Here is a 22,845-nt window from a genome sequence, read left to right as displayed (position 1 = left end):
TTATTTTCGTTAGTGTTATTTATATCAATTTGCGTGATCTTATTCTCACTGCGCCTCATTTCTTTATAAATAAGTGTCAATATATATATTTTCTAAATAGGATTGTTGTTACTTAATTGTTAACTTTGATTGACTATTAGGTAACCCTAATAATAAAGCCAATTTTATATAAAGGATTAAAGAAATGAACAAAGTCTTTAAGGTTGTTGCTGTATCTGCACTTTCTATCTCTTCAGCGAACGTTTTCGCTGTGAGTGACACTTTTGATGCAACACTAGAAGTAAAACAAGCAATTACAATGACAAAAACAAGTGATCTTGACTTCGGTATCATCACTTCAGACAACACAACGGACGTTGTTATCGCTCAAGGCGATGCAGGAGCGGCGGCATTTACTCTTTCTGGAGAGTCTGGTGATGCAGTAACAGTCAGTATTTCTGATACTAACTTGGTGAATGGCGTAAATACGATTGCAGCTGAATTTGACTTTAATAATGCTATTACCCTTACGGGTGGTACTGCGGATCTTAATATTGGTGGCACTGCACGTACTTCAAGTGCAACATTAGTTGCTGGTACATATACTGCTAACGTTGCAGTAGATGTCACTTACCAATAATTAAATGAAACCAGTATAATATTACGGCTGTTGCAAAGCAGCCGTCTTTACTATGAGTGTTCTATTAAAATACACGATTTATATCAGTCTTATTTTTTATTCTAGCCCTTTTCATGCGCTAGAAATTATTCCTGAGAATATGGAAGTGAAATTTCCAGGCATGTATATCTCTGGATCGGGTCAGAATGCGGATTCAAATCCAGCCAATAGTCAGGTATATGTGGTGCGCTTTTACGTTGAAGGTGAGCCGGGTAAAAAAATCGTGGTTTCTCTCCCTTCTAAGCAATACCTAAACCACTCTCGTAAATCCAAGCGTCTGCGTATTAGAAAGTTTTATTTTGGTTGTGGCTTATCAAAGCGTGGTAGAGCCAAAATCAAAGGGAATGGAAGAAGCAAATTATTGTGTATTGGTGCCAAAGTGAAAATCGGCGCTAACCACCCCGCAGGCCTTTACACCAGTACAATCCCTTTTGAGGTTAATTATAAATGAAGTTGTTTATCTCATGTGTTCTCGGCTTAATCTTCACAACACAAGCCTATGCTCAGCTACTCATCGCTCCGACTCGTTTTGTTTTGGATGCCGACACTTCGGTGACTGAAAAAATCGTCGTCGAAAATAACTCAGATCAACCGATTCGCTTGGAGATAAAACCGATTTATCGCCCTGTAAAGGCGAGTGGCTTGGTTAGAACTGACGCTAATATCGCGCAATCGGAAGACATCGCAAGTTGGATTAAAGTGTCACCACCAATAATTCGAGAACTTAAACCCAATCAAAGACGCACGGTTCGCTTACGTATGAATGCTCTGCCTGCTGACATGGCTGATGGTGAATATCGTGCTTACTTGTGGTTTTCCCCAATAGCAAAAGCCGCAGAGTTATCAGACATTACGCTATCTTCAAGTAAAACCAACAGTGACGGTTCAGCCTTTCAACTGAACTTTCATATCAACAGTTACGTGCCTGTTTATGTTCAAAAAGGTAAGCAGGTACAAGATGTTAAGTTTGCGTGTGACAATCAAAGCATCAAGATTCGCAACGATGGTAACTTTCAATTTACTGCAAAATTGAATGTCGACGAGCATAGCGAAAAAGTGGTGCTACTTCGTAATGCTGAATTAACAAAGCCTTTCCCAAAAGGGTCGAAGATCTCACTGGTTCAGAACGAACAGCCTCTGTACGAATGTGTTCTGTAGCGTTCGTTTCATTGTCTCAGAATCTTTAAAGGCTAGTGTTCAATTGCATGCTCTGGCGACTTTTTTTGCTCGCCTCATTGTTTCCTTTTGCTGCGTATTCGCAATCTGAAGAAGAAAGTGAGGCGAGCGAACTCTATCCAGCCCATATTGAAGTTCGAGTCGGGAAAGTGGGGGATAGCTTTTATCGTGTCATGATGGATGACTACGAAGAGCCCTTTATTTCGATATCTAATGCCGCTTTTTATCTGCTCGAAATGAATGGTCAGTGTGATGAAGGCGGATATTGCGAACTGTATTTACCACAAGATGTGGGCAGAGAATCTCCGCCGTATATTGTTGATACTGAACAAGCCATCTGCTACCGCGATGACAACAATATCCAGTCGATCAAATATCAAGTCATAGAATCAGAAACTTACATCCATTGGTATAGCTTACAAGTTTGTATCCCGGCTAAAGTGCGTTGGGATGTTGATGATTATCGGCTCACCGTTACTCCAGAATTCAGTTCATTGACTGAACTGGAAGCGGCTATTTCTAAGATGAAAAATGAATCACGTAAGAAGGCCGAGGATCTCAAGCTAGCAAAAAACACGCCAGCTTTCGAACCTGTTGCCGCTGTGGGTTTAGCGACTCGGTTAGCGGCTTCTGTTTATCACGACAGTGAAACTGGCGGTGATGTTTACGCAATCTCAGACACCATATTAAGCACTGAACACTCTTTGTCTCGCTTGTCGATTGATTCACGAGAAGATAACCCCATCGTTTATTACAACATTGCGGTTGAAGCACATGACGGCGAAGGGTCTTTGGAAGTCGGCCATGTGTTATTAGATGGCAGCGTCTTTACCGTGAATCAAACCCTCGAAGACGGGCTCTATTACACCAATCGAAAGCGACAGACAGAGTTCGGCAACCTTCAACTCGAACGAACCACTCAACCCAACATCAGCATCGATGTTTTGGTTAATGGCATCTATCAAACCACTTATCGCTCTGATGAGTTTGGACGCTTCGTTGTTGAAGAAAACAATATTTCCCCCGGTGACACCATCAAGTTTCGCTACTACTTGTCGAAAGGTGTCTGGCAGGAAGAAGAGATCACCGTCGCTGGTTTAGAAGATGCATTTCTACCAAGCAACGAGTGGGGCGTTCAAGTGGTAGGCAATGAAGGTGCAGACCGAGCGGGTGCAGTGTCGCTTGAGTATGGGCTTGCCGATTACTTCACCGTGGGCAGCGCCTTTATGAGGCAACATGGCAAAGACCTGATTGGCTTTCAAGGAAGATATTTACCAGCGCACTGGTTTGCGGGCCATATCGGTTGGTTACCAGAGTTCAATCGTTTTCCAATGGAGTTTGATATCTTGATCAACGGCGATCAGTCGGCATCGATAGAGCTCAATAAAACCGATGAACTGAACTTAGAGTCGATGGAGTACGATGTTTTCAAATACAACCTGTCGCTTGCAAATCTAACGGCCTTTTTAACGGTGAGAGATGATGACGACGAATTGAGCGTTGAACCTAAGCTTAACTCGAAAGTGGCTCGTAATCTGTTTGTCTCATACGCCGGTGACTATCGGTACACCAAAGCTTCTCACCAAGATGACTATCTACATACCATTGGCTTGGCCAAAAGTGGGTTTTCGGATACGTCGTGGAACATCTCAGGAACCGTTGATGGCTCTGGTCATCATGAACGAACGGAACTATCCCTAAGAAATGCGTGCAAAGAGTGCCTGCTTGATCCGTTGGAGGTTTTTCAAGAGCTCACCACCAATGTATCGGCTCGCTATCAAAAGCAGGAGGTTTCGTTTACTGCCTCCTTAGAAGCTCGAGTTAATCCTTATTTGCTCTTTAAGTTGGAAGGAACCAAAGACCGGTACGGTGTCGAGATGACGACCGAATTCGGCGCGAAGACTTACTTTGATGAAAGCATTGGTGAGTTTGTTGAGTGGAATCGTTACAACCATTCTAAGCTGACGGGCATTGTCTACGATCACCACAAACAACCGATACAGGGCGTAAGCCTACAAATTTTGGATCAACGAGCAGTCAGTGATGCAAAAGGCCGATTTGAATTCTCAAGTGTTCCTGCTCGAGATAATCTGCCTATCTATATTGATGAAGGGGCACTCGACCTTAACCTCACGCCGATTCAAAACCCTGTGTTTGTAAATACTAAACAGGTAGGCCTGACTCATGCTCACATCGAAATGGTGGTGTCATTTGGCGTCGATGGCACGGTAGAAGGTGACCTAGAAAACAGTGCTTATCTGCACTTAAAACATATCCAGAAAGGCACCGAGTATTCGAGCGAGATAGAGAGTGATGGCTTTTACATGGTAGAGGGGCTAATCGCGGGTAAATACATTGTGACTTTAGAAATGGGCGACAAGCGATACGTGCAAGGTGCCGACTTGGACGGAGATTTCTGGGTAAGCGACCTCACATTCAACCTCATCGATTTTCATAAGGTGTATTAGACCCGATCGCTTTGTTTAATCCGAGGGAGGCGAGAGTATCAACTGGACTTTCTGTTTCATGGTTAGCTCTCGGTTCTTCAAATCTTTGAATATGGCCTTCCATTCTTGAAAGGTGACCACTATCGGGTTAAAACTGTTTACAGGCTTGGTGACGCCATAACGTACAGTTTCAACTTCAGGTTCGAATGTACCAAATAACTTATCCCAGATAATAAGAACGCCGGCGTAGTTCTTATCGATGTATTGCGGGTTTTTGCCGTGATGTACTCGATGATGCGAAGGGGTATTAAAGATGTATTCAAGTGGCCCCAAGCTTCGTATCCATTGTGTATGGACGAAGAACTGCAAACCTAGGTTGAGAAGCACCACAAAGATGACCCACTTAGGGGCAAAACCTATGATGACCAACGGTATCCAGAAAAGCCACATCCCAGCAAGTGGATACATTAAGCTTTGACGGAAAGCCGTACTGAAGTTCATGTTTTCTGAACTGTGGTGTGCCACGTGTGCTGCCCACATCCAGCGAACACGATGGCTTGCTCTGTGGAACCAGTAATAGCAAAAGTCTTGCAACACCATCAATACAACAAAACTCAGCACGCCCATTTCAATGTCCATTAAGCGCCAACCAAACATCCAGAGATACAGCTGCACGACCAATAACCCGGTGAGCAAATCGGAGAGTTGATGCATTCCCGCCAGCGTGAAATTACACATCACTTCTGAAAGCCTATAGCTGGAGTTATCAGGCAGTCGACCTTGCTTCTGACCGATAAAATACTCAGCCAACATGCACACCACGAACAAGGGCGCTAATACCAGCAGTAGCCATTCTGGGTAATTGATTAATGCGTCGATATTCATGTTTTATCCTTGTTGAGACGCCATACGCGTTCTTAGTATCAAGTTTACTTAGACTTGCTCGCCTGAAATTCAGTTAGCAAAATTTCGCTACCAGCGAGCAAAGTGATCTTCTGTTAGGCCAAGAACACCATCGAGTTGATGTGTCACTCCATTGTTGTCTTCAATCGAGCCAGAAAAGTGACCAATGAACTGACGAAAGTTACTTTTTAACAGCCATAAATTGAGCTTTTCGATGCGATTATTTAAGGGCGTAAAGGTCAGGTTTATACGTCCATCTTGTGATGTTATCTGCCAAGGTAAACTGGTGTCTTGGCGACTAAACGCAAACTGTACCGGGTTAAGTAAGTGCCGAGTTCCATTGATCCATAAAACGTTCTCGCAGCCTCCGGTTTCATTGACGCCTGCTGCGAGGTTCAAGCCAATATCTGTCCCATTGGATTGCGTGTTGATGCTTGCCCAGCGCCAACTGGTTTCACGTCTCATGTAACCCGCTGAAAAGTCATAACCGGCACGAGCTTGTTCGAGAACGAGTGATTCTCCCTTGATTTGGATTTCACCGCTGATGCGCAAAGCATTGTGCTTTTGGGTGTAAGTCCAACCTGAATAACCCGTTGGGCTGCACATCGCCAAGGGCAAGCTGTCGGCTTTAGGCTCTAAAGCGATATCGGCCTTAATGAGTTTGGTATTCAAGCGAACTTGCCATTGTCCGCCCTCGATATAGAAAGCAATGCTTTGATCTGCAATGCTTGTCTTTCCTTCAAATGGTGAAGGCGTTACATGCTTATCAAACCCTAATAGCCTCAACCAAGATGACTCTTGCAGATGGTTGTTTTCTATGTCGTACAGATAACAAAATGCCGAGCCTAAGTAGCGAATATCCGCGATAGCGACGCCGATAATGTGTGTGTCGGTGACGATGCTGACAAACTGGAATTGCTTATAGTGGAAGTGCTTCTGCCAAGGGTTTGCTTTTGAATCCATCGAGTTTCGGTAGTCAAAGTTCTCGATGTTCAGGTGCTTGGGGATGCCATCGAAATGTCCAATGCTCGGCTGACCATTAGAATCAATCAAACTGTGTGGGGCTGGGTTCGTTTTTATCATTGCGATGGTTCACATTAATTTAACAATTAAAGCCATTGTGCGATGAGTAGCGTAGAATTGGGAGGTCATATTCGGACAAGAGCGCGTTGCCAATCACGATTTTGTCAGTAGTGTTGTTGAAGCTGAGTAGTCATGTTGATGTGAATGGGCTCGATATAAGGAGAGACGATTGGAGATTATCGCGGAGTATAAGCCAACCGGACATAGGCACCAGTTGGGTACATTAGATATCGCGCTGCTGTTGAATACGCTAGAGCAACGAGGTATCGATATTGAAAGGCTACTCAATGATGTAGGTTTGCCGAACATGGATTGGCGAGATCCGAATGGAAAACTGACTTACGCTGACAAGCTTTCGTTGTTTAGCGCGGCTAATCAGAGTTTTCCTCACGATGGTTTGGGGCTTTGGTTGGGAGAGCACGCTAGCTTGAGCCACTTTGGTGTGTTGGGTTATGCGCTATCAACCAGTCAAAATGTCGGGGAGGCCATCAAGTCGGGCTTCAAGTATTTGCGCCTGAACGGTCCTATCTTCTCGGTTAAATTGTTTCTAGATTCCGATCAAGCAGCGATTCAGATTGAGAACACCTTGGAAGTGGGTGATCTCCTGCCTTTCTGCAGTGAATATTTCTTAAGTTCAATCGTCTCTTTGTTCAAAGAACTGACTGGTCATGAATTGGATATTCACACTTTGGCTTTGCCTTATGCTCGCCCTAACTACGCCAAGCTCTATGACGACCGTTTCCAGTGCCCGGTGATTTTTGAGCAAAGCCATTGTGAACTGCGTTTTGATGCCTCGGTTTTATCACAAACCTTATTGACTCATGATGCCGCGACACTGAAGCGCTATCTTGCGTCTTGCCAGTCGATAGTCGAAACGCTGGACTCTGAGTACCTGCTGACTAACCAGCTCAAAACGATCTTTTATCAAACCGCAGGCAGTTTCCCGACTATAGAACAACTCGCAGAAGAGTTTGGTTGTAGCTCTCGTACACTCAGGCGAGAGCTAGTGACCCATGATTCCAGTTATCAAATATTGCTTACCGAAGTTCGAGTGGAACTGGCCAAAGAGCTGTTACTCGGCACAACCATGAGTATCGATGACATCGGTGAAAGGCTCGGTTATAGCGACCCGGCAAATTTCAGAAGGGCGTTTAAAGGTTGGATCAATAAAACTCCCGCGCAGTTTCGTGACGGTTTAAGTTAAAGCGTTACTTGCTAAAAAACTGCTCCCTGAAATCGGTGACTTGCTGCTGATAGTAACTGTCCCAATCGTGTTGAGTCCAAGTGGCATAACTTGAAGAGCGCTGAGAGTCTAAGGTCGCTTTGAGCTGATCCAGTTGCTCGTGATAACTCATCACGGTTTGTTGCTGTTGTGCGACTTGTTGTTCTCGCGCGGCAATGTTGCTGGCCTGCGCTTCATCTAAGTAGGCATCTTGAAGGTCGGCTTTGACTGATGCTACTTCAGCAGGGTTATAGCTGCTGGGTATCAAAGATACTGCCTGTTCATATTTTTGAAGCTGTGTTTCGGCGTTTAACGTGCCCGTATTGTTTTGCCATTCACTAAGCAAATCTTGATAGTTGGCCAAAAACTGGCTCGCTTCGTTCTTTTCAAGGGTGTTAGCGTCAAGCGTAAAATCCAGATGAGCAAGCTGGTCAGCGAATAGCTGGTGGGCCAACTCTCCCCATACTTGTTGTGCAGATTGCTTGAATAAGGCTACACGATCTTCAAGAGTCTCTATGGATTCAAGTGGGATAGTGCTTTGTGTTAATTGCCAGTCAGCCGATAGCTGCGGATAGTCGCTCAGTAACTCAAACCATATGCCCGGCAATTCTGATTTCAATCGTGCGAGTTGCTCTGCGCAGTCATCGCGTTGTTGGCAAAGCTTCCAGAACCCATCGAGTTCATCGAACAAAGCCTTGCCTTCAAGCTCACTCAAGTTTTCAGCAAGAATTTTACCGTCCAGTGCTCCAGCTTGGGCTTGATTGCTGTGCGATGCGGAGTTTTCCGAACTAGCGGTTGCAGTAGGCGTGGAATTATCGTCATTAGTTGTCGTAGAAACACGCGGATTAGGTTCTGTGTGTTGAGCAGAAGATAGCGCTGTTTCGTTCGTTTTTGATGACCACGAATAGCCAATAATGCTAGCCGTTAAGACGAGCATTAGGATTAATATAACTCGATGCATTATTGGTTCACCGAGTTACTTGATCACGGCGCTAACAGGGAAGTGGTCTGAAAGGTTGTAGTGCTTCCATAACTCACTGCTTGTTGATCTTGGGACATCCACGCGATTGTAGTTATGCGCTTTAGCGGCATACTCTGAGCTCACTACCACATAATCGAGATACTCAACGTTCTCGCCACCCGACATAGGCTCTCCCGCAAAGTTGTTGATGCGTGGGTCAAAGGTAGAAGCGGTGTAACCTGAGTATGTTGGTTCATCAGCCTGCAGGTTAGCAAACATCTGTTGATAGTCGCTTGGGAACTTGAGCTTGTTCACGTTGAAGTCACCGCTGTAAACCACAGTTTCTGATGCCGGGATATTCAGAGACTGCGCCAGTGCACGCATCTGCTTGAATTGACGTTGTCGGTAATCACGAGCGGTGTCCGTATCGAATGATGCCGTGTGGGTACCGAAAACATGGTAAGCCTGACCATTCTTGATAACTTCCGCGTAGTTAACACCTTTATCAGCAAAGCAATCTGTGCCCGTGCAATCAGGGAAAACATACTGCGCTTCATTAACGATAGGATAGCGGCTGACAATGATCACACCACCGTCGTATATGTTAATCCCATCTTTATCGAGCATTTTAGTTTGATAAGGATACTCTTTCGCAAGCTCACGCAAGAACTCATCTCTGCCGTTAGCAAACACCTCTTGAAGCGCCAACACGTCATAGCCTTTTACGTATTGAGGGAGTAGGTCATAGCGGTCACCAATATGTGAAGCGATGGCAGGCAGCGCCCAGATGTTGTAAGTCATGACCTTGAGTGTATTGGCATCCGGCTCTGGTTGCTCATCCACTTTTGGTGGGGTGATGGTGTAATAAATATCATCATAGCGCGCTGTAGAATCGGCTTTGAGGGCTAGCTCTGCATTGACCCCGAACGCATCGGTTGTGCTGCGATGAATATTACGATCGTCATGCAATGTTAGGTTGACGTCTGCGGCACTCAAACCATGTTGCAGTGTCGAGTTATACCAATGTCCCTTCATGGTTTGGTTGAGCGTGACACTTTCGCCCACAGCGTTTGATACCACAGTGTCAAACTCATAGGTCTTCCCAGATTTCACACCAGTCCAGCGGTTGAAACTTATCAGCTTCTTCGTCTCCCAAGGACCAATCTGTTCAACATGCTGTTGCCACTCTTCACCGAGTTGAAGCAGGTCGGTACCAGTGTGGTTGGCTTGAATGGTCATCACTTGATTGGTGTTATTGGTGAGATACACGTCGGTGTCTGCGATCGCAGAGGTCGAAGCGATTGATGTGGATGCCACAAGTGCAGCTAACCAAGTCCATTGAGTTTTCATCGTTTACGTTATCCTTATTGATTGATGTCTAGAATAACGTAGTCAAGAGTTATGACATTGGGGTTATAACTCTATGGCATTTATTCAAATATGAGATATATGCCAAGGTTTTATAAAATTGATTAACCATTGAAAATTAACATATTGTCTTATCGGAATGATAAGTGGTACGCGCGCGAATAATAGGGTCAGTTAATGCTTTCGAGTCGGTGGAACAGCCAATATTGGCGTGCTTAAGTGAAAACTGTGTGTCGCGGTAAAGTGGAGGTTGTGAGCAACAAGAAGGGAATATGGACACAGCTTAGAGCTATCAGCATAAATTTTGCGATTGTTCTGTAATTTACTCTTGTTCAGTAAACAGAAACCTCAAAAACAGGTATGATAGTGCCGTTTTTAATCCTGAACTGGGAAAGTCATGGCAAAGTTAACACTCCAAGAGCAGATGCTTAAAGCTGGCTTGGTAAATGAGAAAAAATTAAAGAAGGCGAAGAAAGGCTCTAAAAAGTCTCGCGTTCAGTCTCGTGAAGCAAAAGCGGCAGCTGAAGAAACTAAACTGGCGCAGCAAGCGAAAGACAAAGAGCTAAACCAACAGTTGAAAGAACAACAGTTGAGCAAAGAAATTAAAGCTCAAGTGAAGCAACTGATTGAGATGAACAAGATCGAACAGAAGAACGGTGAGATCAAATACAACTTCACCGACGGTACGCTAGTTAAATATCTTTACGTAGAAGAGCTGACTCAAAAGCAACTAAGTAAAGGCATTCTAAGTATTGCTCGTCAAGGCGAGAGCTATGTTGTTATTCCAACAGCAGTAGCGAACAAGATTGCTATGCGCGACGAAGAATCTATCGTTGATACGCAGGCAGGTAGCACAGACGAAGTAGACGAAGATGACCCGTACAAAGACTTCGTGATCCCAGATGATCTAATGTGGTAATCCGTTTTACCTAGCTCTATTTTAATGGTTAGCTAAGTTTACAGGATCTAAGAATGCAGCGAACAATCACTCGATTGGCGCTGCATTTTTTTTGGCGCGAAATGACTTCAACAAATCTTGAATAACGCTTAGTGTTCTGACATGCCGTAAACAAGGCTATCATTGGCACTTGCATGATCGATAAAATCGGTATTAGCGCGCTGTTCGTGTTGGTCATAGCCATCGAAGTAACAGTCGCCAATTTCATTGCGCGGGCAAACGTGAATGTGGTCTTTGATGACCAGTTCGGTAGAGCAGCATGGGCAGTGTTTTACATGTCCAGTGAGTACCGTAGATCGATTTGGTTTCATACATCCTCCTGATAGGCACTGTAATCTGATTGCCTATTTGCACCCTAAGTTACGCAAATTAGTGTGTCGTTATGATTTCATTTTTAAGTCAATAAAAAACGATTCGTAGAGTGAATGTTTAGGTATTAATGTAAATGTAAGAGCAAGAAAAAATAAAAGAACTAGGACGAGTAGGCTTGAAAGTAGATCGGCCATATAGTCGACTTTCACTGGTATCACATTCAGCCGAAGAGGTTGAAGTAGAGCTCGCTACGACGAATATGTTGGCCAGATGAAACCAACAAGCCCTAGTGAGCTGTGCATCATTTTATCGACTTAAGCTTTCAAAGTAATTCTGAACAAATTTAACGAACACTTGGTGTTTCTTTGCCGGATAAATAACTTGCGGATAGAACAGATAAATACTGTTGCCTTGTTGCAGACATTCATCAGGCAGCACTCGCTCTAATTCTCCCAGTTCGACCTCTTTCGCAACGTAGTAACTTGCAATACGGATGATGCCACTGCCTGCCATAGCTTGTTGCTTAAGCAGGTGGTTGTCATTACTTGAAAGCCAGCCGGACACATCAATATTTACCGATTTTAAAGGCCACTCGGTTTGGTGCAGAGTTGCTAAGCATTGATGATCACTTAAGTCACTCACATTGGTAGGGCGACCAAATTGGTTAAGATAACCGGGAGTCGCGACTAAATCATGTTGATAGCTAATCAAGTGTTTCGCCACCATGTTGTCAGGTGGCGTATTGGTGGCACGAAACGCGATATCGATATCATCTTGATTGAGATTAAAGTTGGTGTAGCTACTGTTTATCTCGAAACGAATCTCAGGGTATTGCTGCCTAAACTGTTGGCAGATATCGAATAGATATACCTCAGTAAACATCTTTGGCGCAGTGAGGCGTAATAGGCCTTTGACGATGTCGTGTTGCTCAGAAACACTGCGTTCAAGCTGTAAGACTTGCGAGCGAATCGTTAAGCCTTGTTGTAACGCGCGTTCGCCTTCTTGGGTTAAACGAACACTGCGAGTGGTTCTGACCAAAAGCGGGCACTGTAAATCGTTCTCTAAACGTTTGATCTGTTCAGAAAGGTAGCTCTTAGAGATACCGAGCTTTTCGGCTGCCTTGGTAAAATTAAGTTGCTGAGCAAGTTCTACAAACAGGATCAGTCGTTCTATTCTTTTGTGTTCGTTCATTCGCGCGTTCCTACCAATCTATTGTTCGTCATATCAAACAATCATTTCGTAACTAGCATATTCTGTTTTTTTAAAAGAACAATATGATAGAGGCATATTTCTGGTCAGCAAATCTTCTAAGCGAGAATCGATATGACGAACAGCACTGAATCTACAAACAAAACGAATGACAAAAAACGTATCCCATTATCAAATTATCTACCGAATGTTGGGCAAATTGCCTATGGCTGCATGGGGTTAGGTGGTGGCTGGAATGATAATCCAGTGACGAGTGCGGATGTTGCTCAAACACGAAGCGTAATCGGCACCGCACTAGAATCGGGCATTAACTTATTCGACCATGCGGATATCTATACCTTCAGCAAAGCTGAGCAAGCCTTTGGTCAAGCATTACAACAAGCGCCTGATCTGCGTGAACAGATGTTCATTCAATCTAAGTGTGGGATTCGTTTTGAAGGCGAGGGCAATGTTGGTCGTTATGATTTCTCGGCTGATTGGGTAGGCCAATCGGTAGACGGTATTCTCAATCGATTGAATACTGAAAAGCTTGATGTGCTGTTATTGCACCGCCCTGATCCTTTGATGGAACTCGATGAGCTAGCAAGAACGTTAGAGAACTTAAAAGCGCAAGGTAAGGTCGATTATTTTGGTGTGTCGAACATGAACAGCCATCAAATTCAGTACCTGCAATCTGCGCTTGGGCAACCCATCGTCGCGAATCAAGTTGAGATGAGCTTAGCCAAATTGGATTGGTTGAATGATGGGGTGATGATTAACTCGCAAGGGCACCATCAATCAGACTTCGCCGCAGGCACTCTTGAACATTGCCAATTGAATAACATCCAACTGCAAGCTTGGGGCTGTTTGGCACAAGGCCGATTTGCTGAGCAAGGTTTGTATTCAGAACATGAAAACGTGAAAAAGACAGCGCACTACGTGGCTCAGTTAGCGAACCAATATGGCGTAGAAAGTGAAGCGATTGTGTTGGCATTTTTGCTTCGTCACCCTGCTCGTATCCAACCTGTAATTGGCACCACAAATCTAGAGCGAATCAAAGCTTCGGCAGTCGCGACTCAGATAAACCTGTCTCGTGAAGAGTGGTACAACCTATACGTGTACTCACGTGGTCAAGCACTGCCATAAGGAATGAATATGTTGAATCAAAAGATCGCGCAACAACTGGTGTCTAACGCTCTAGACATTGCTGAGCGTAATCAACAAGCAATCGCGGTGAGCGTGTGTGATACGCACGGTGAGTTACAGGCGTTTATTCGCATGGATAATGTGAGTGTTCAAGCCGGATTGTTAGCACAGAACAAAGCTTATACATCTGCAAGAGATAGACAGCCAAGCGGTAACTTAGGTGCTTGGGCGAGAGAAACTGGTAAAGACTTAAGTTACTGGACTGACCCAAAGATCACTGGCTTTAAAGGCGGTGTTCCCATTGAATTAAATGGGCAGGTGATTGGCGCTATTGGTGTCAGCGGATTAAGTGAAGACGACGATGAAGCACTTGCCGAAAAAGTCATTCAACTTGTGTTCTAAGCTGTTGCTCGTGAAGTAATGGAAGTTAGAAGTAACAGATAATAAAAAACCGATGCATGTGCATCGGTTTTTTTGTTTAACGAGACTCAAGTGCTTGAATCAATCGAACCCATTAAGCGTTCGCTTGTTCCAGATCTTGTTGCTTGTCTTTCTTGCCTAATAGGCGGCTTGTGATCGTACCGGCTGTCATAGCACCAGATACGTTAAGCGCCGTACGTGCCATATCGATAAGTGGCTCGATAGAGATAAGCAGTGCTGCAATCGTTACAGGAAGGCCCATAGCAGGAAGTACGATAAGCGCCGCGAACGTTGCACCGCCACCTACGCCAGCAATACCGAATGAGCTCACTGTGATAATAGCAATCAGAGACAGAATGAAGTTGATGTCCATTGGGTCGATGCCAACTGTAGGCGCAACCATGACTGCTAGCATTGCAGGGTAGATACCCGCACAACCGTTTTGACCAATCGTCGCACCGAAAGAGGCAGACAGGTTAGCAATCGCTGGTGGCACGTTTAGCTTAGTGATTTGAGCTTCAACGTTCAGTGGAATTGTTGCTGCAGAACTACGAGACGTGAAAGCGAACGTCAGTACAGGCCAGATCTTTTGGAAGTACTCTTTCGGGTTTACACCAACAAAAGAAACCAACACACCGTGTACGACGAACATCAGTAGAATCGCAACGTAAGATGCAACGATGAAACCCAGTAGGCTGAGGATGTCAGAAGCACTTGATGTTGCAACTACCTTCGCCATTAACGCTGCGATGCCGTATGGCGTTAGTGCCATGATCATCTTAACTAAGCGCATAACGATAGATTGTGACGCTTCAACGAAAGTACGGATTGGAGATTCTAGTTCTTCTTTCTCTGCCATCACTTTACGAGCAGCGATGCCCGTTAGCACACCAAAGATAACAACCGCGATGATAGACGTAGAGCGAGCCCCCGCTAGGTCTGCAAATGGGTTAGTCGGAATAAAGCTGATCAGCATTTGTGGAATTGTTAGGTCTGAAACGCTACCGATGCGGCTTTCAAGTGTTGCGATACGTGCTGTTTCGCGAGCGCCTTCTGTTAAACCTTCAGCAGACAGGCCGAATGCTTGCGTTACAACAATACCAACAATCGCAGAAATCGCGGTTGTTGCTAACAGTACAGAAATGGTGATACCAGAAATCTTGCCCAGTGAGCCGCCTTTTTCAAGCTTCACTACTGCTGCAATCATTGAAACCAATACTAATGGCATGATCACCATTTTCAGTAGGCCAACATAACCACGGCCAACAATATTTACCCAGTCTAGTGTTTCGTTGATGACCGGATTGCCTTCACCAAATAACAGCTGTAGACCAAGACCAAATGCGCTACCAAATACTAAACCGAGTAAAACGAGCCGAGAAAGTGTGTTTTCTTTTTTCTGCTGTCCGTAGAGAAAAAAGAGGATACCAGTGAATACCGCTAAGGCAGCGATAGCTGAAAATGACATTTGTTTTCCTTATGAATCTCTTTAAATCGATAGGGCGCTTAGATATATGGGCGCAAATACTGTTAGCTACAGTAGCGACCTGTAACAAAACGTAAAATAAGGAAAAGTAATTTATTAGAACGATTAGTAATATCCACTCAATAGGATGGGTGGATATTCAACATTGTGATGAATAGGTGAGCTTTTTAGCGATATTTTGCCAATAAATTGAGCATGTCACTTGACGAGTAAATTTCGATATTTTGGAAATTATTTTCGAATAACCGGAACAACATTGCTTTGGCTACGTCTTCCGACTGAATAGGGCGTAGGTTTTTGAACTTACCAAGCATAAATGGAGACAGCAGAGGAAAGACACTTTGCAGGAGTTTTTCATCAGCTCTAGGTTCATCACGCTCACCCACCAGAGGCCCAGGGCGTGCGATGAAAAGCTGCTTGAAGCCAATACGTTTTAAATTTTGTTCCATTTGTCCTTTACAGCGAAGGTAGTGCGAATAGGAATCTGGTGAAGCGCCATAGCTAGAAACGACCGCTACGCGTTGAACCCCAAGAAACTTCATCGACTGTGCGACTTGGCTAACCAGTTCCACATCGATTTTGCGAAGCGCTTCTTTTGATCCTGCCTTTTTCTTAGTCGTACCTAAGCAGATAACGCCAAGATTAGGCGTCGCATTCGTGTCATCCCAACTGGTAACTTGCAGGTCGCTGTGAATGAGTGTGTGGAGCTTGTTGGAATCAAACTGTGAATCTAACGCTCGGCGAGATAGGGCATAGATATGATCAACGGCGGGTTCATCGATGAGCAACTTCATCACATGATGACCAATTAACCCGGTTGCACCAGCCACCACGACCGATGTTTTGTCTCCAGAAATGCTCATTTTAATCCCTTCTTCACTCCACAAGTGCTTGTTTAATATAAACAGTGTTTGAATTTTAAGCGAATAAAAGTTTGTTAAACGAGTGGTCAGTAGTATGTGGGGAGTCGCCTGTTTATGGAAAAAGAGATGATTTAGTTTGGCTCGACGCATAAGTACGGTCTGAAGCATAAGTACGATATGAAACATAATGGCGGTGGGAAAGATAAATGCGGTTTGAAAATTAAGTTAGGCGTTAAACATAACAAAGCCCGCTGGGCGACGGGCTTTGTTACTTTTCTTGCTTCTTACTAGGTAAAGGACAGTGGGATTTTCCTTACCTTTTTGCTAGCTTTCTTACTTGATTTATTTGGTTTTCTTTTACTTGAATTTGGAATCATTACACCTCCTAAATCGTTGCTCTGTTTTGTCTTTCAATCGATTGTCTTTCTTCGTGTAGCGTCAGTGTTGTGGGCATTCACTGTATGGGTACTTATCAATGGAGAGATTAATAAGTAATTTAGATAAGGCATAAACGATGCCAAAATGTAACTTATTGATAAATCTATTATCAGTATTATTTGTGTTTTAGGGTTCGTCAATTTGACTGTCAATCTGAGAAAAAACCAGTGTGATCTGTTTAAATTAAGAACACTCTCTGCGGTTTCTGCCACATAGCCATAGATACAGCCTTGCTTAACACGTAAACTGAGTCGTAATTCACATAGACCAAGGACGTGCTATGAACCTCAAGCTTGATACTCTTGCTCCCACTCAGATTTATCACCTGATGACACAAACCGTTGTTCCTCGCCCGATTGCGTGGTCATTGACGGAATCTTCTGACCAAGAGTACAACCTCGCGCCTTTCTCTTATTTCACGCCTGTTTCTAGTAATCCGCCGTTACTGATGTTATCGGTTGGGAAGAAGCCGTCCGGCGAAATCAAAGATACCACTCGTAATACCCTAGAAACGGGTAAGCTAGTGATTCACATTGCTTCTTCAAGTTCTGCCGAAACCATGACGGCGACAGCAGCTACCCTTGAACATGGTGATTCGGAAGTCACCGCGAATAACATTGATCTGGTTGAATTTGAAGGCTTCTCTTTACCGAGATTGAAAGAGTGTGCGGTCGCTTTTGGATGCACCTTGTACGAAGTAAAAGAGGTTGGAGAAGTGCCACAAAGCCTTATCTTTGCTCAAGTCGAAACCGTGTACATTTCCGAAGACGTGATCGACAAAGACAGTGAGCGTCTTAAGATCGACGCGTTAGCACTTGATCCTTTATCTCGATTGGGTGGCGGTGAATACGCCACGCTTTCCAATGTGTTTTCTGTCGCACGCCCTAAGTAGCAGCCCTATATCAACGTACCCAGAATAAGCGTTTTTAAAAACTATGTTAGATACCCAATACTCGCAGTACATCCAACACCGAATTGACCAAAAAACCAAGCCACTTGGCGCACTTGGCTTACTAGAAAAAGTCGCACATCAACTGGCTTTGATTCAGAGCCAAGGCAAAGAAGCTGCGGTTGAACACATCGAATTGAATAAGCCAAGTATCATCATTTTTGCTGGCGACCATGGCATTGCTGACGAAGGCGTGAGTATTGCTCCAAGCGCGGTAACACAACAGATGGTGTTGAACTTCTTAAGCGATGGCGCGGCGATCAATTGCTTCTGTGCGGTGAATAATATCGATATCACGGTAGTCGACACGGGGATATTGTTGCCTGTGGAATCAGACAGTGACATGTTGATCTCTCAGCGTTTGGGTACGCGAACCAATAACTTTGCCAATGAAGCGGCAATGAGTTTAGAAACGGTTGAACGTGGGATTGAACTGGGTACAGATCTTGTATCTAAAACTATTTCGAATGGCACCAATATCATCATGTTTGGTGAGATGGGCATCGGCAATACCAGTAGCGCGTCAGCGATTTTAAGTGCGGTAGCAAACCGAACTGCTGCAGAGTGTGTAGGCTTAGGCACTGGTATCAACAACGAACAGTTATCACGAAAAGTCGAGGTGGTTGAGCAAGGTGTTGCACGCTGCACAGGACTCGATCCTAAATCGATTTTAGCTCAAGTCGGTGGTTACGAAATAGTGCAAATGGTCGGTGCTTTCCTTGGCGCTTATCAAAACAGAACTCCTGTACTGGTCGATGGTTTTATCGTGTCAGTCGCTGCGTATGTCGCGACCTTAATTGAACCGAATTGCCGTGACTACATGATCTTCGCGCATCGCTCAGAAGAGTCAGGACACAAAATTCTATTAGAACTTCTAGACGCTGAGCCGTTGCTTGATCTTGGCTTGAGACTAGGCGAGGGCACGGGCGCTGCACTAGCCATGCCAATCATCCGAGCGGCCGCTGAGTTCTATAACAACATGGCGAGCTTCGAGAGCGCCGGAGTCACAGTTTAATGAGTGATACGCCGAACAGATCTTTGAAAGATCGCGCTGCTTATCAGTGGGAGCTGTTTTCGTTGGCTATGGGCTTCTTTTCTCGTTTGCCAATGCCAAAGAATACGCCCTATTCAGAAGAGCGTATGAACCGTTCTGGTCGTTACTTCTCAACAGTCGGCTTGTTGCTTGGCGCCTTGTGCGGCGGTTTGTTCCTGTTGCTTGATACTGTGTTACCAAGCTCGATTGCCATCTTTTTGATGATGAGTTTTAGTTTGATGCTGACCGGTGCTTTCCATGAAGACGGCTTAACTGACATGGCGGATGGTATTGGTGGCGGCATGACCCTAGAACGCCGTTTGACCATCATGAAAGACAGTCGAATCGGTACTTATGGTGCGTCTGCTCTGATTATGGCTCTGCTTGGCAAGTGGGTGCTGTTGAATGAACTCATAAGCATGACGGGACTGTTTATGGTAATCGTGACCAGTTATACCTTTAGCCGCGCGATTGCTGCATCGCTAATTTACGACATGCCTTATGTCAGTGATTTAGATACCAGTAAAAGTAAGCCATTGGCCAATAAGCAAACTAGGGGCGAACTTGTCTTTCTATTACTTGTTGGCGTTCTGCCAAGCCTGTGGTTTGGTCTTGAATTCGCTTTGGTTTTATCTATCGTCGCCTATCTGTTCAGAACTGGTTTCAAAAAGTGGTTAACGGCTCGAATTGGTGGCTTTACTGGCGACTGCTTGGGGGCTGCTCAACAGTTGATGGAGTTGCTGACTTACCTTGTATTCATTACTGCATTTTACAATGGCTTTCTATAACGGTTCCCTATGACGAACACCAATCAAACTAATCAAGCAAGACAGCGAAACAGCCATCTGGTATTGGGTGGAGCTCGTTCTGGTAAGTCGAGTTTTGCAGAGCAACAAGCATTATGTGCGTTTGAAGCATGTTCAAATGGACGCCTTAACTATATTGCAACGGCCACTTATTTGGACGACGAAATGCGAGAACGAATCGCGCACCATCAACAACGTCGTGGCGAGCAGTGGATTGAGCATGAAGTACCCGTCGAATTAGCCGGAAAACTGCTGTCTTTTGAGAAAGAAGATGTGGTGTTGATTGATTGCCTAACATTGTGGTTGAACAACATCATCTTTGAACTGGGTGATGATGCAACCAATGAACAGGTTGAAGCCGTGGTTGAAGTCTTGGTTAAAAGCGTCGAGCAAAGTCCGGCGCAAATTATCATGGTCTCTAATGAAGTCGGTTTGGGCGTGGTGCCGCTGGGTAAAGTGTCGCGCTTGTTTGTGGACAATGCAGGGCGCATGAACCAAGCGCTAGCTTGCGTCGTTGAACGCGTAACTTTGATTGCTGCCGGATTGCCGCTGCATTTAAAACCATCTAATCACTTGCTTGATACTCAAGGCTAGGTCGCACACATGGTTAATGGAACAACTAAAAACATCTATTTATTAAGACATGGCAAGGTCGAAGGCGAAGCAGCACTTAACGGATTGTCAGACGTGTTGGTCAACCCTGATCTTCAATATCAGATCTGTGGAGCTCTCGCTAAACAAGACATTATCTTTGATAGTGTGGTTTCCTCGCCACTCAGACGATGTGGTGATCTTGCGAGCTTGTTTGCAGAGCTTATGTCAGTGCCTTTATCAGTTGCACCAGACTTTCAGGAAATGAACTTCGGTGAAGTAGATGGTGTCCCATTTGATGAACTTGAAGACAAGTGGGAGATGCTAGAAACCTTTTGGCAAGATCCTGCTAATCATCAATTAACTGGTGCGGAAGGTTTACAGGGGTTCCACGACAGAGTAACTCAAGCTTGGTCGCAACTTTTGAATGATCCAAGTGACAATATATTGTTGGTTACTCATGGTGGTGTGATTCGCATATTGTTAGCGCATTGCCTTGATATTGATTGGAAAAACCCGAGTTTGTACTCGAAGCTATCGATAGAAAACGCATCGATAACGCATATTCAAATCACTCAGTTTGCGCAGAGCTTTATCAGCGTCAAATCGATAGGGCTACCTGTTCTCTGAGTGTTCAAAAAACACAGTTTAAGAATTAACGATCTATTAGATCTGTAAATAGAAACAGAAATATAAATAGAAGTATAAAGCGGCGTTTACAGCCGCTATACCAGATTGGTATTACTACCTACGTGAAAGGAATTTAGTCATGACAACACCGAGTTGGGATCTAAGCATTGCTTATCGCGATCTTAATGATGCAAAAATCGAACAGGACATTGAACTCATTCAACAATGTATTGAGCTGTTGTACCTACACGTTGAAAAGCGTCATATTATCCTAGCGATGCAAAACGCCATTCAAACTTCTGAAGCGGCAGGCACGTTACTGAGCACGATCAACACCTTCGCTAATTGCTACGCATCGGTAGACGCGACGCACACAGAAGCCAAAGCACTGCTTGGTCGTGTAGCGAAGCTGAACTCTGAAATGTCTCAAGCGTTCAGCCCTTACGAAGACACGCTAATTCACGCAGAACCAGAATTTATCGATGCAGTATTAGAGCATGAGAGCGCGGATGTTGCAGGGCAACGCTTTGCTATCGAAAGCTCACGTAAGTTATCAAGCAGTCGACTCAGTGTTGCTGAAGAGCAATTGTTAGCGGCGATGAAGGTTGATGGCCGTGATGGGTGGGGGCGTTTATACGACAACCTAACCGGTTCTTTAAAACTGTCGCTAAAGCTGGACGGTGAAGACGAAGCTCTAGGTTTTTCACAAGCCGCGAGCCTGTTGTACGGCAGCGAATTCGACAAACAAGAACCGGCATGGCGCGCGGTTCAAGGCGCAATGAAGACGCATCAAGAGTCTTTTGCTTCGATCCTAAATGCATTGGCGGGTTGGCGACTGACTGAAAACAAAAAGCGCTCGAAGATTAGCGATGTACATTTCCTAGATCCAAGCCTACACGGCAGCCGCATTGTGCCAGAAACGCTAGACACCATGATGTCGGTAGCCAAAGCTAATCGAGCAGTAGGCCAGAAAGCAGGCCTGTTAATGGCAAGAGTTCACGGGCTCGATGAAATGAAGCCTTGGAATCACTTAGCTGCGATGCCGCCGCTGGGTGACGCTGAATCTAAGGTTTACCCATTTGATGAGGCGATCGACGTGATCAAAACTGCGTTCGCTGAAGTAAATCCAGAGATGGCTGATTTTGTCGCTTTGATGGTTGATAATGGTTGGATTGATGCCGCACCAGCAGCCAACAAACGTTTAGGCGCTTACTGCACCAAGTTTGCTGCTACACGCACTCCGCTTGTGTTCATGACATGGAGCGGTAGCCGCTCAGATTTAATGACATTGGCACACGAGTTAGGCCACGCGTTCCACAACTGGGTGATGAAAGACATGCCGTTGTGTCAAACACGCTACCCAATGACGCTAGCAGAAACCGCTTCGATCTTTGCTGAAAATATCGTTCGAGACCATTTGTTAAAACAAGCACAAACACGTAATGAGAAACTTGAAATGCTGTGGGAAGAGCTTTCTTCTTCTTTGGCATTAATGGTGAACATTCCCGTTCGTTTTGAGTTTGAAAAAGCCTTCTACGAGCAGCGTGAAAAAGGCGAGCTAACGGCTCAGCAGCTGTGTGACTTGATGGAAACGACTTGGAAAGAGTGGTATGGCGATGCAATGACAGAAGCTGACCCTTACTTCTGGGCGAGCAAACTGCATTTCAGCATCTCTCAAGTAAGCTTCTACAACTACCCATACTTGTTCGGTTACCTGTTCAGTAAAGGTGTTTACGCTCAGCGCGATGCGAAAGGTGAGCAATTCTACGGCGATTACGTTTCGTTGCTTCGTGATACGGGCAGCATGATGGCGGAAGAAGTCGTTCAAAAGCACTTAGGAATGGACCTGACTCAAGCTGATTTTTGGCAACAAAGCATCGACATGGTCAAAGTTCAAATCGATGAATTTGAAAGATTGCTCGATCAGGAAGATTAATTGATCTCAATCTGTTCATGGCAGGTAAGAGCTGTGTTAGCTTACGTGGCTCTTATCTTGCTGACATGACTTGAGAAAAGCTGAGACAGCCAAAAGTTGCTTTAAATAGAGAAAGTTATTTGGAACAGATGTCGGTTAGTAAAGTCAGCAGGTAATATAAAAATATATGGGTAGTATTTGTGAGTGATAACGGAGTTTCTGTTGATAAGTGCGATCCTAGCAACACAATTTCTATGTACAATTTATTAACATACGGCCGTGCAATTAAGGA

At 44.7% G+C, this 22,845-nt stretch carries 22 protein-coding genes; 14 read left to right on the top strand and 8 right to left on the bottom strand.

Features of this window, described 5'->3' with window-relative positions:
* Positions 1-184: 184 nt before the first annotated feature.
* The 4 genes from AB4507_RS15625 to AB4507_RS15610 are packed head-to-tail and all read left to right on the top strand — an operon-like array spanning position 185 to position 4,302.
* Positions 185-619 carry a DUF4402 domain-containing protein gene (locus AB4507_RS15625; protein WP_048611824.1) on the top strand — a complete coding sequence of 145 codons (435 nt, stop codon included), beginning with the start codon at positions 185-187 and terminating at the stop codon, positions 617-619.
* A gap of 52 nt (positions 620-671) precedes the next feature.
* Positions 672-1,109, top strand: a complete 438-nt coding sequence (locus AB4507_RS15620) for a DUF4402 domain-containing protein (RefSeq protein ID WP_122082941.1) — start codon at positions 672-674, stop codon at positions 1,107-1,109.
* Positions 1,106-1,816 (top strand): molecular chaperone, encoded by a 711-nt coding sequence (locus AB4507_RS15615; RefSeq protein WP_372182930.1) that lies wholly within the window; start codon positions 1,106-1,108, stop codon positions 1,814-1,816. Before AB4507_RS15620 ends, AB4507_RS15615 begins: the two co-directional genes overlap by 4 nt.
* Positions 1,817-1,863: 47 nt before the next feature.
* Positions 1,864-4,302 carry a carboxypeptidase-like regulatory domain-containing protein gene (locus AB4507_RS15610; RefSeq protein WP_372182929.1) on the top strand — a complete coding sequence of 813 codons (2,439 nt, stop codon included), beginning with the start codon at positions 1,864-1,866 and terminating at the stop codon, positions 4,300-4,302.
* Positions 4,303-4,317: 15 nt separating this feature from the next.
* Here the strand turns inward: AB4507_RS15610 and AB4507_RS15605 are convergent, their stop codons facing one another.
* Entirely contained in the window at positions 4,318-5,166 is an 849-nt protein-coding gene (locus AB4507_RS15605; RefSeq protein ID WP_136982163.1) for a sterol desaturase family protein, read from the bottom strand.
* A gap of 87 nt (positions 5,167-5,253) precedes the next feature.
* A complete protein-coding gene (locus AB4507_RS15600) occupies positions 5,254-6,267 on the bottom strand; it encodes a DUF2804 domain-containing protein (RefSeq protein ID WP_372182928.1) in 1,014 nt (337 codons plus the stop codon).
* A 169-nt stretch (positions 6,268-6,436) separates the two neighbouring features.
* Here AB4507_RS15600 and AB4507_RS15595 point away from each other — a divergent pair, with 169 nt between their 5' ends.
* Positions 6,437-7,471 (top strand): AraC family transcriptional regulator, encoded by a 1,035-nt coding sequence (locus AB4507_RS15595; protein ID WP_372182927.1) that lies wholly within the window; start codon positions 6,437-6,439, stop codon positions 7,469-7,471.
* Between the two features lie 4 nt (positions 7,472-7,475).
* On the opposite strand, the gene AB4507_RS15590 is transcribed toward AB4507_RS15595, so the two are convergent.
* Both AB4507_RS15590 and AB4507_RS15585 read right to left on the bottom strand, forming a co-directional pair.
* Positions 7,476-8,426, bottom strand: coding sequence for a chromosome partitioning protein ParA (locus AB4507_RS15590; RefSeq protein WP_372182932.1), 951 nt, complete (start codon positions 8,424-8,426; stop codon positions 7,476-7,478).
* Positions 8,427-8,465: 39 nt separating this feature from the next.
* Positions 8,466-9,800, bottom strand: coding sequence for a sphingomyelin phosphodiesterase (locus AB4507_RS15585; protein ID WP_372182926.1), 1,335 nt, complete (start codon positions 9,798-9,800; stop codon positions 8,466-8,468).
* A 415-nt stretch (positions 9,801-10,215) separates the two neighbouring features.
* Here AB4507_RS15585 and AB4507_RS15580 point away from each other — a divergent pair, with 415 nt between their 5' ends.
* Positions 10,216-10,737 carry a DUF2058 domain-containing protein gene (locus AB4507_RS15580; RefSeq protein ID WP_010441213.1) on the top strand — a complete coding sequence of 174 codons (522 nt, stop codon included), beginning with the start codon at positions 10,216-10,218 and terminating at the stop codon, positions 10,735-10,737.
* Positions 10,738-10,865: 128 nt separating this feature from the next.
* Here the strand turns inward: AB4507_RS15580 and AB4507_RS15575 are convergent, their stop codons facing one another.
* Complete coding sequence (locus tag AB4507_RS15575; RefSeq protein ID WP_017059142.1) at positions 10,866-11,087, bottom strand: hypothetical protein; 222 nt, start codon at positions 11,085-11,087, stop codon at positions 10,866-10,868.
* Between the two features lie 307 nt (positions 11,088-11,394).
* Positions 11,395-12,279 carry a LysR family transcriptional regulator gene (locus tag AB4507_RS15570; protein ID WP_102393873.1) on the bottom strand — a complete coding sequence of 295 codons (885 nt, stop codon included), beginning with the start codon at positions 12,277-12,279 and terminating at the stop codon, positions 11,395-11,397.
* Positions 12,280-12,411: 132 nt separating this feature from the next.
* Here AB4507_RS15570 and AB4507_RS15565 point away from each other — a divergent pair, with 132 nt between their 5' ends.
* Both AB4507_RS15565 and AB4507_RS15560 read left to right on the top strand, forming a co-directional pair.
* Positions 12,412-13,422: an aldo/keto reductase family oxidoreductase gene (locus AB4507_RS15565; protein ID WP_017059146.1), complete on the top strand. Its 1,011-nt coding sequence runs from the start codon at positions 12,412-12,414 to the stop codon at positions 13,420-13,422.
* Positions 13,423-13,431: 9 nt separating this feature from the next.
* Positions 13,432-13,824: a heme-binding protein gene (locus AB4507_RS15560; RefSeq protein ID WP_372182925.1), complete on the top strand. Its 393-nt coding sequence runs from the start codon at positions 13,432-13,434 to the stop codon at positions 13,822-13,824.
* 112 nt (positions 13,825-13,936) lie between these two features.
* Here the strand turns inward: AB4507_RS15560 and AB4507_RS15555 are convergent, their stop codons facing one another.
* Both AB4507_RS15555 and AB4507_RS15550 read right to left on the bottom strand, forming a co-directional pair.
* Positions 13,937-15,310, bottom strand: coding sequence for an L-cystine transporter (locus AB4507_RS15555; protein WP_372136531.1), 1,374 nt, complete (start codon positions 15,308-15,310; stop codon positions 13,937-13,939).
* A 185-nt stretch (positions 15,311-15,495) separates the two neighbouring features.
* Positions 15,496-16,191 (bottom strand): NAD-dependent epimerase/dehydratase family protein, encoded by a 696-nt coding sequence (locus AB4507_RS15550; protein ID WP_017059149.1) that lies wholly within the window; start codon positions 16,189-16,191, stop codon positions 15,496-15,498.
* A gap of 718 nt (positions 16,192-16,909) precedes the next feature.
* Between AB4507_RS15550 and AB4507_RS15545 the strand changes: the two genes are divergently transcribed.
* The 6 genes from AB4507_RS15545 to AB4507_RS15520 all read left to right on the top strand — a co-directional run bounded on the left by AB4507_RS15545 (position 16,910) and on the right by AB4507_RS15520 (position 22,574).
* On the top strand, positions 16,910-17,521 hold the full coding sequence (locus AB4507_RS15545) for a flavin reductase family protein (protein ID WP_372182924.1): 612 nt from the start codon (positions 16,910-16,912) through the stop codon (positions 17,519-17,521).
* Positions 17,522-17,564: 43 nt separating this feature from the next.
* Positions 17,565-18,593 (top strand): nicotinate-nucleotide--dimethylbenzimidazole phosphoribosyltransferase, encoded by a 1,029-nt coding sequence (gene cobT, locus AB4507_RS15540; protein ID WP_372182923.1) that lies wholly within the window; start codon positions 17,565-17,567, stop codon positions 18,591-18,593.
* Positions 18,593-19,399: an adenosylcobinamide-GDP ribazoletransferase gene (locus AB4507_RS15535; RefSeq protein WP_372182922.1), complete on the top strand. Its 807-nt coding sequence runs from the start codon at positions 18,593-18,595 to the stop codon at positions 19,397-19,399. Before cobT ends, AB4507_RS15535 begins: the two co-directional genes overlap by 1 nt.
* A gap of 9 nt (positions 19,400-19,408) precedes the next feature.
* On the top strand, positions 19,409-20,011 hold the full coding sequence (cobU, locus tag AB4507_RS15530) for a bifunctional adenosylcobinamide kinase/adenosylcobinamide-phosphate guanylyltransferase (RefSeq protein WP_372182921.1): 603 nt from the start codon (positions 19,409-19,411) through the stop codon (positions 20,009-20,011).
* Between the two features lie 9 nt (positions 20,012-20,020).
* On the top strand, positions 20,021-20,638 hold the full coding sequence (locus tag AB4507_RS15525; protein WP_372182920.1) for a histidine phosphatase family protein: 618 nt from the start codon (positions 20,021-20,023) through the stop codon (positions 20,636-20,638).
* 139 nt (positions 20,639-20,777) lie between these two features.
* Positions 20,778-22,574, top strand: coding sequence for a M3 family oligoendopeptidase (locus AB4507_RS15520; protein WP_372182919.1), 1,797 nt, complete (start codon positions 20,778-20,780; stop codon positions 22,572-22,574).
* The last annotated feature ends 271 nt before the right edge of the window (positions 22,575-22,845 follow it).

The sequence above is a fragment of the Vibrio sp. 10N.222.54.A3 genome, from assembly GCF_041474095.1.
In the GTDB taxonomy this organism is placed as follows: domain Bacteria; phylum Pseudomonadota; class Gammaproteobacteria; order Enterobacterales; family Vibrionaceae; genus Vibrio; species Vibrio crassostreae_C.
This window is presented reverse-complemented; position numbering and strand designations above follow the sequence as displayed.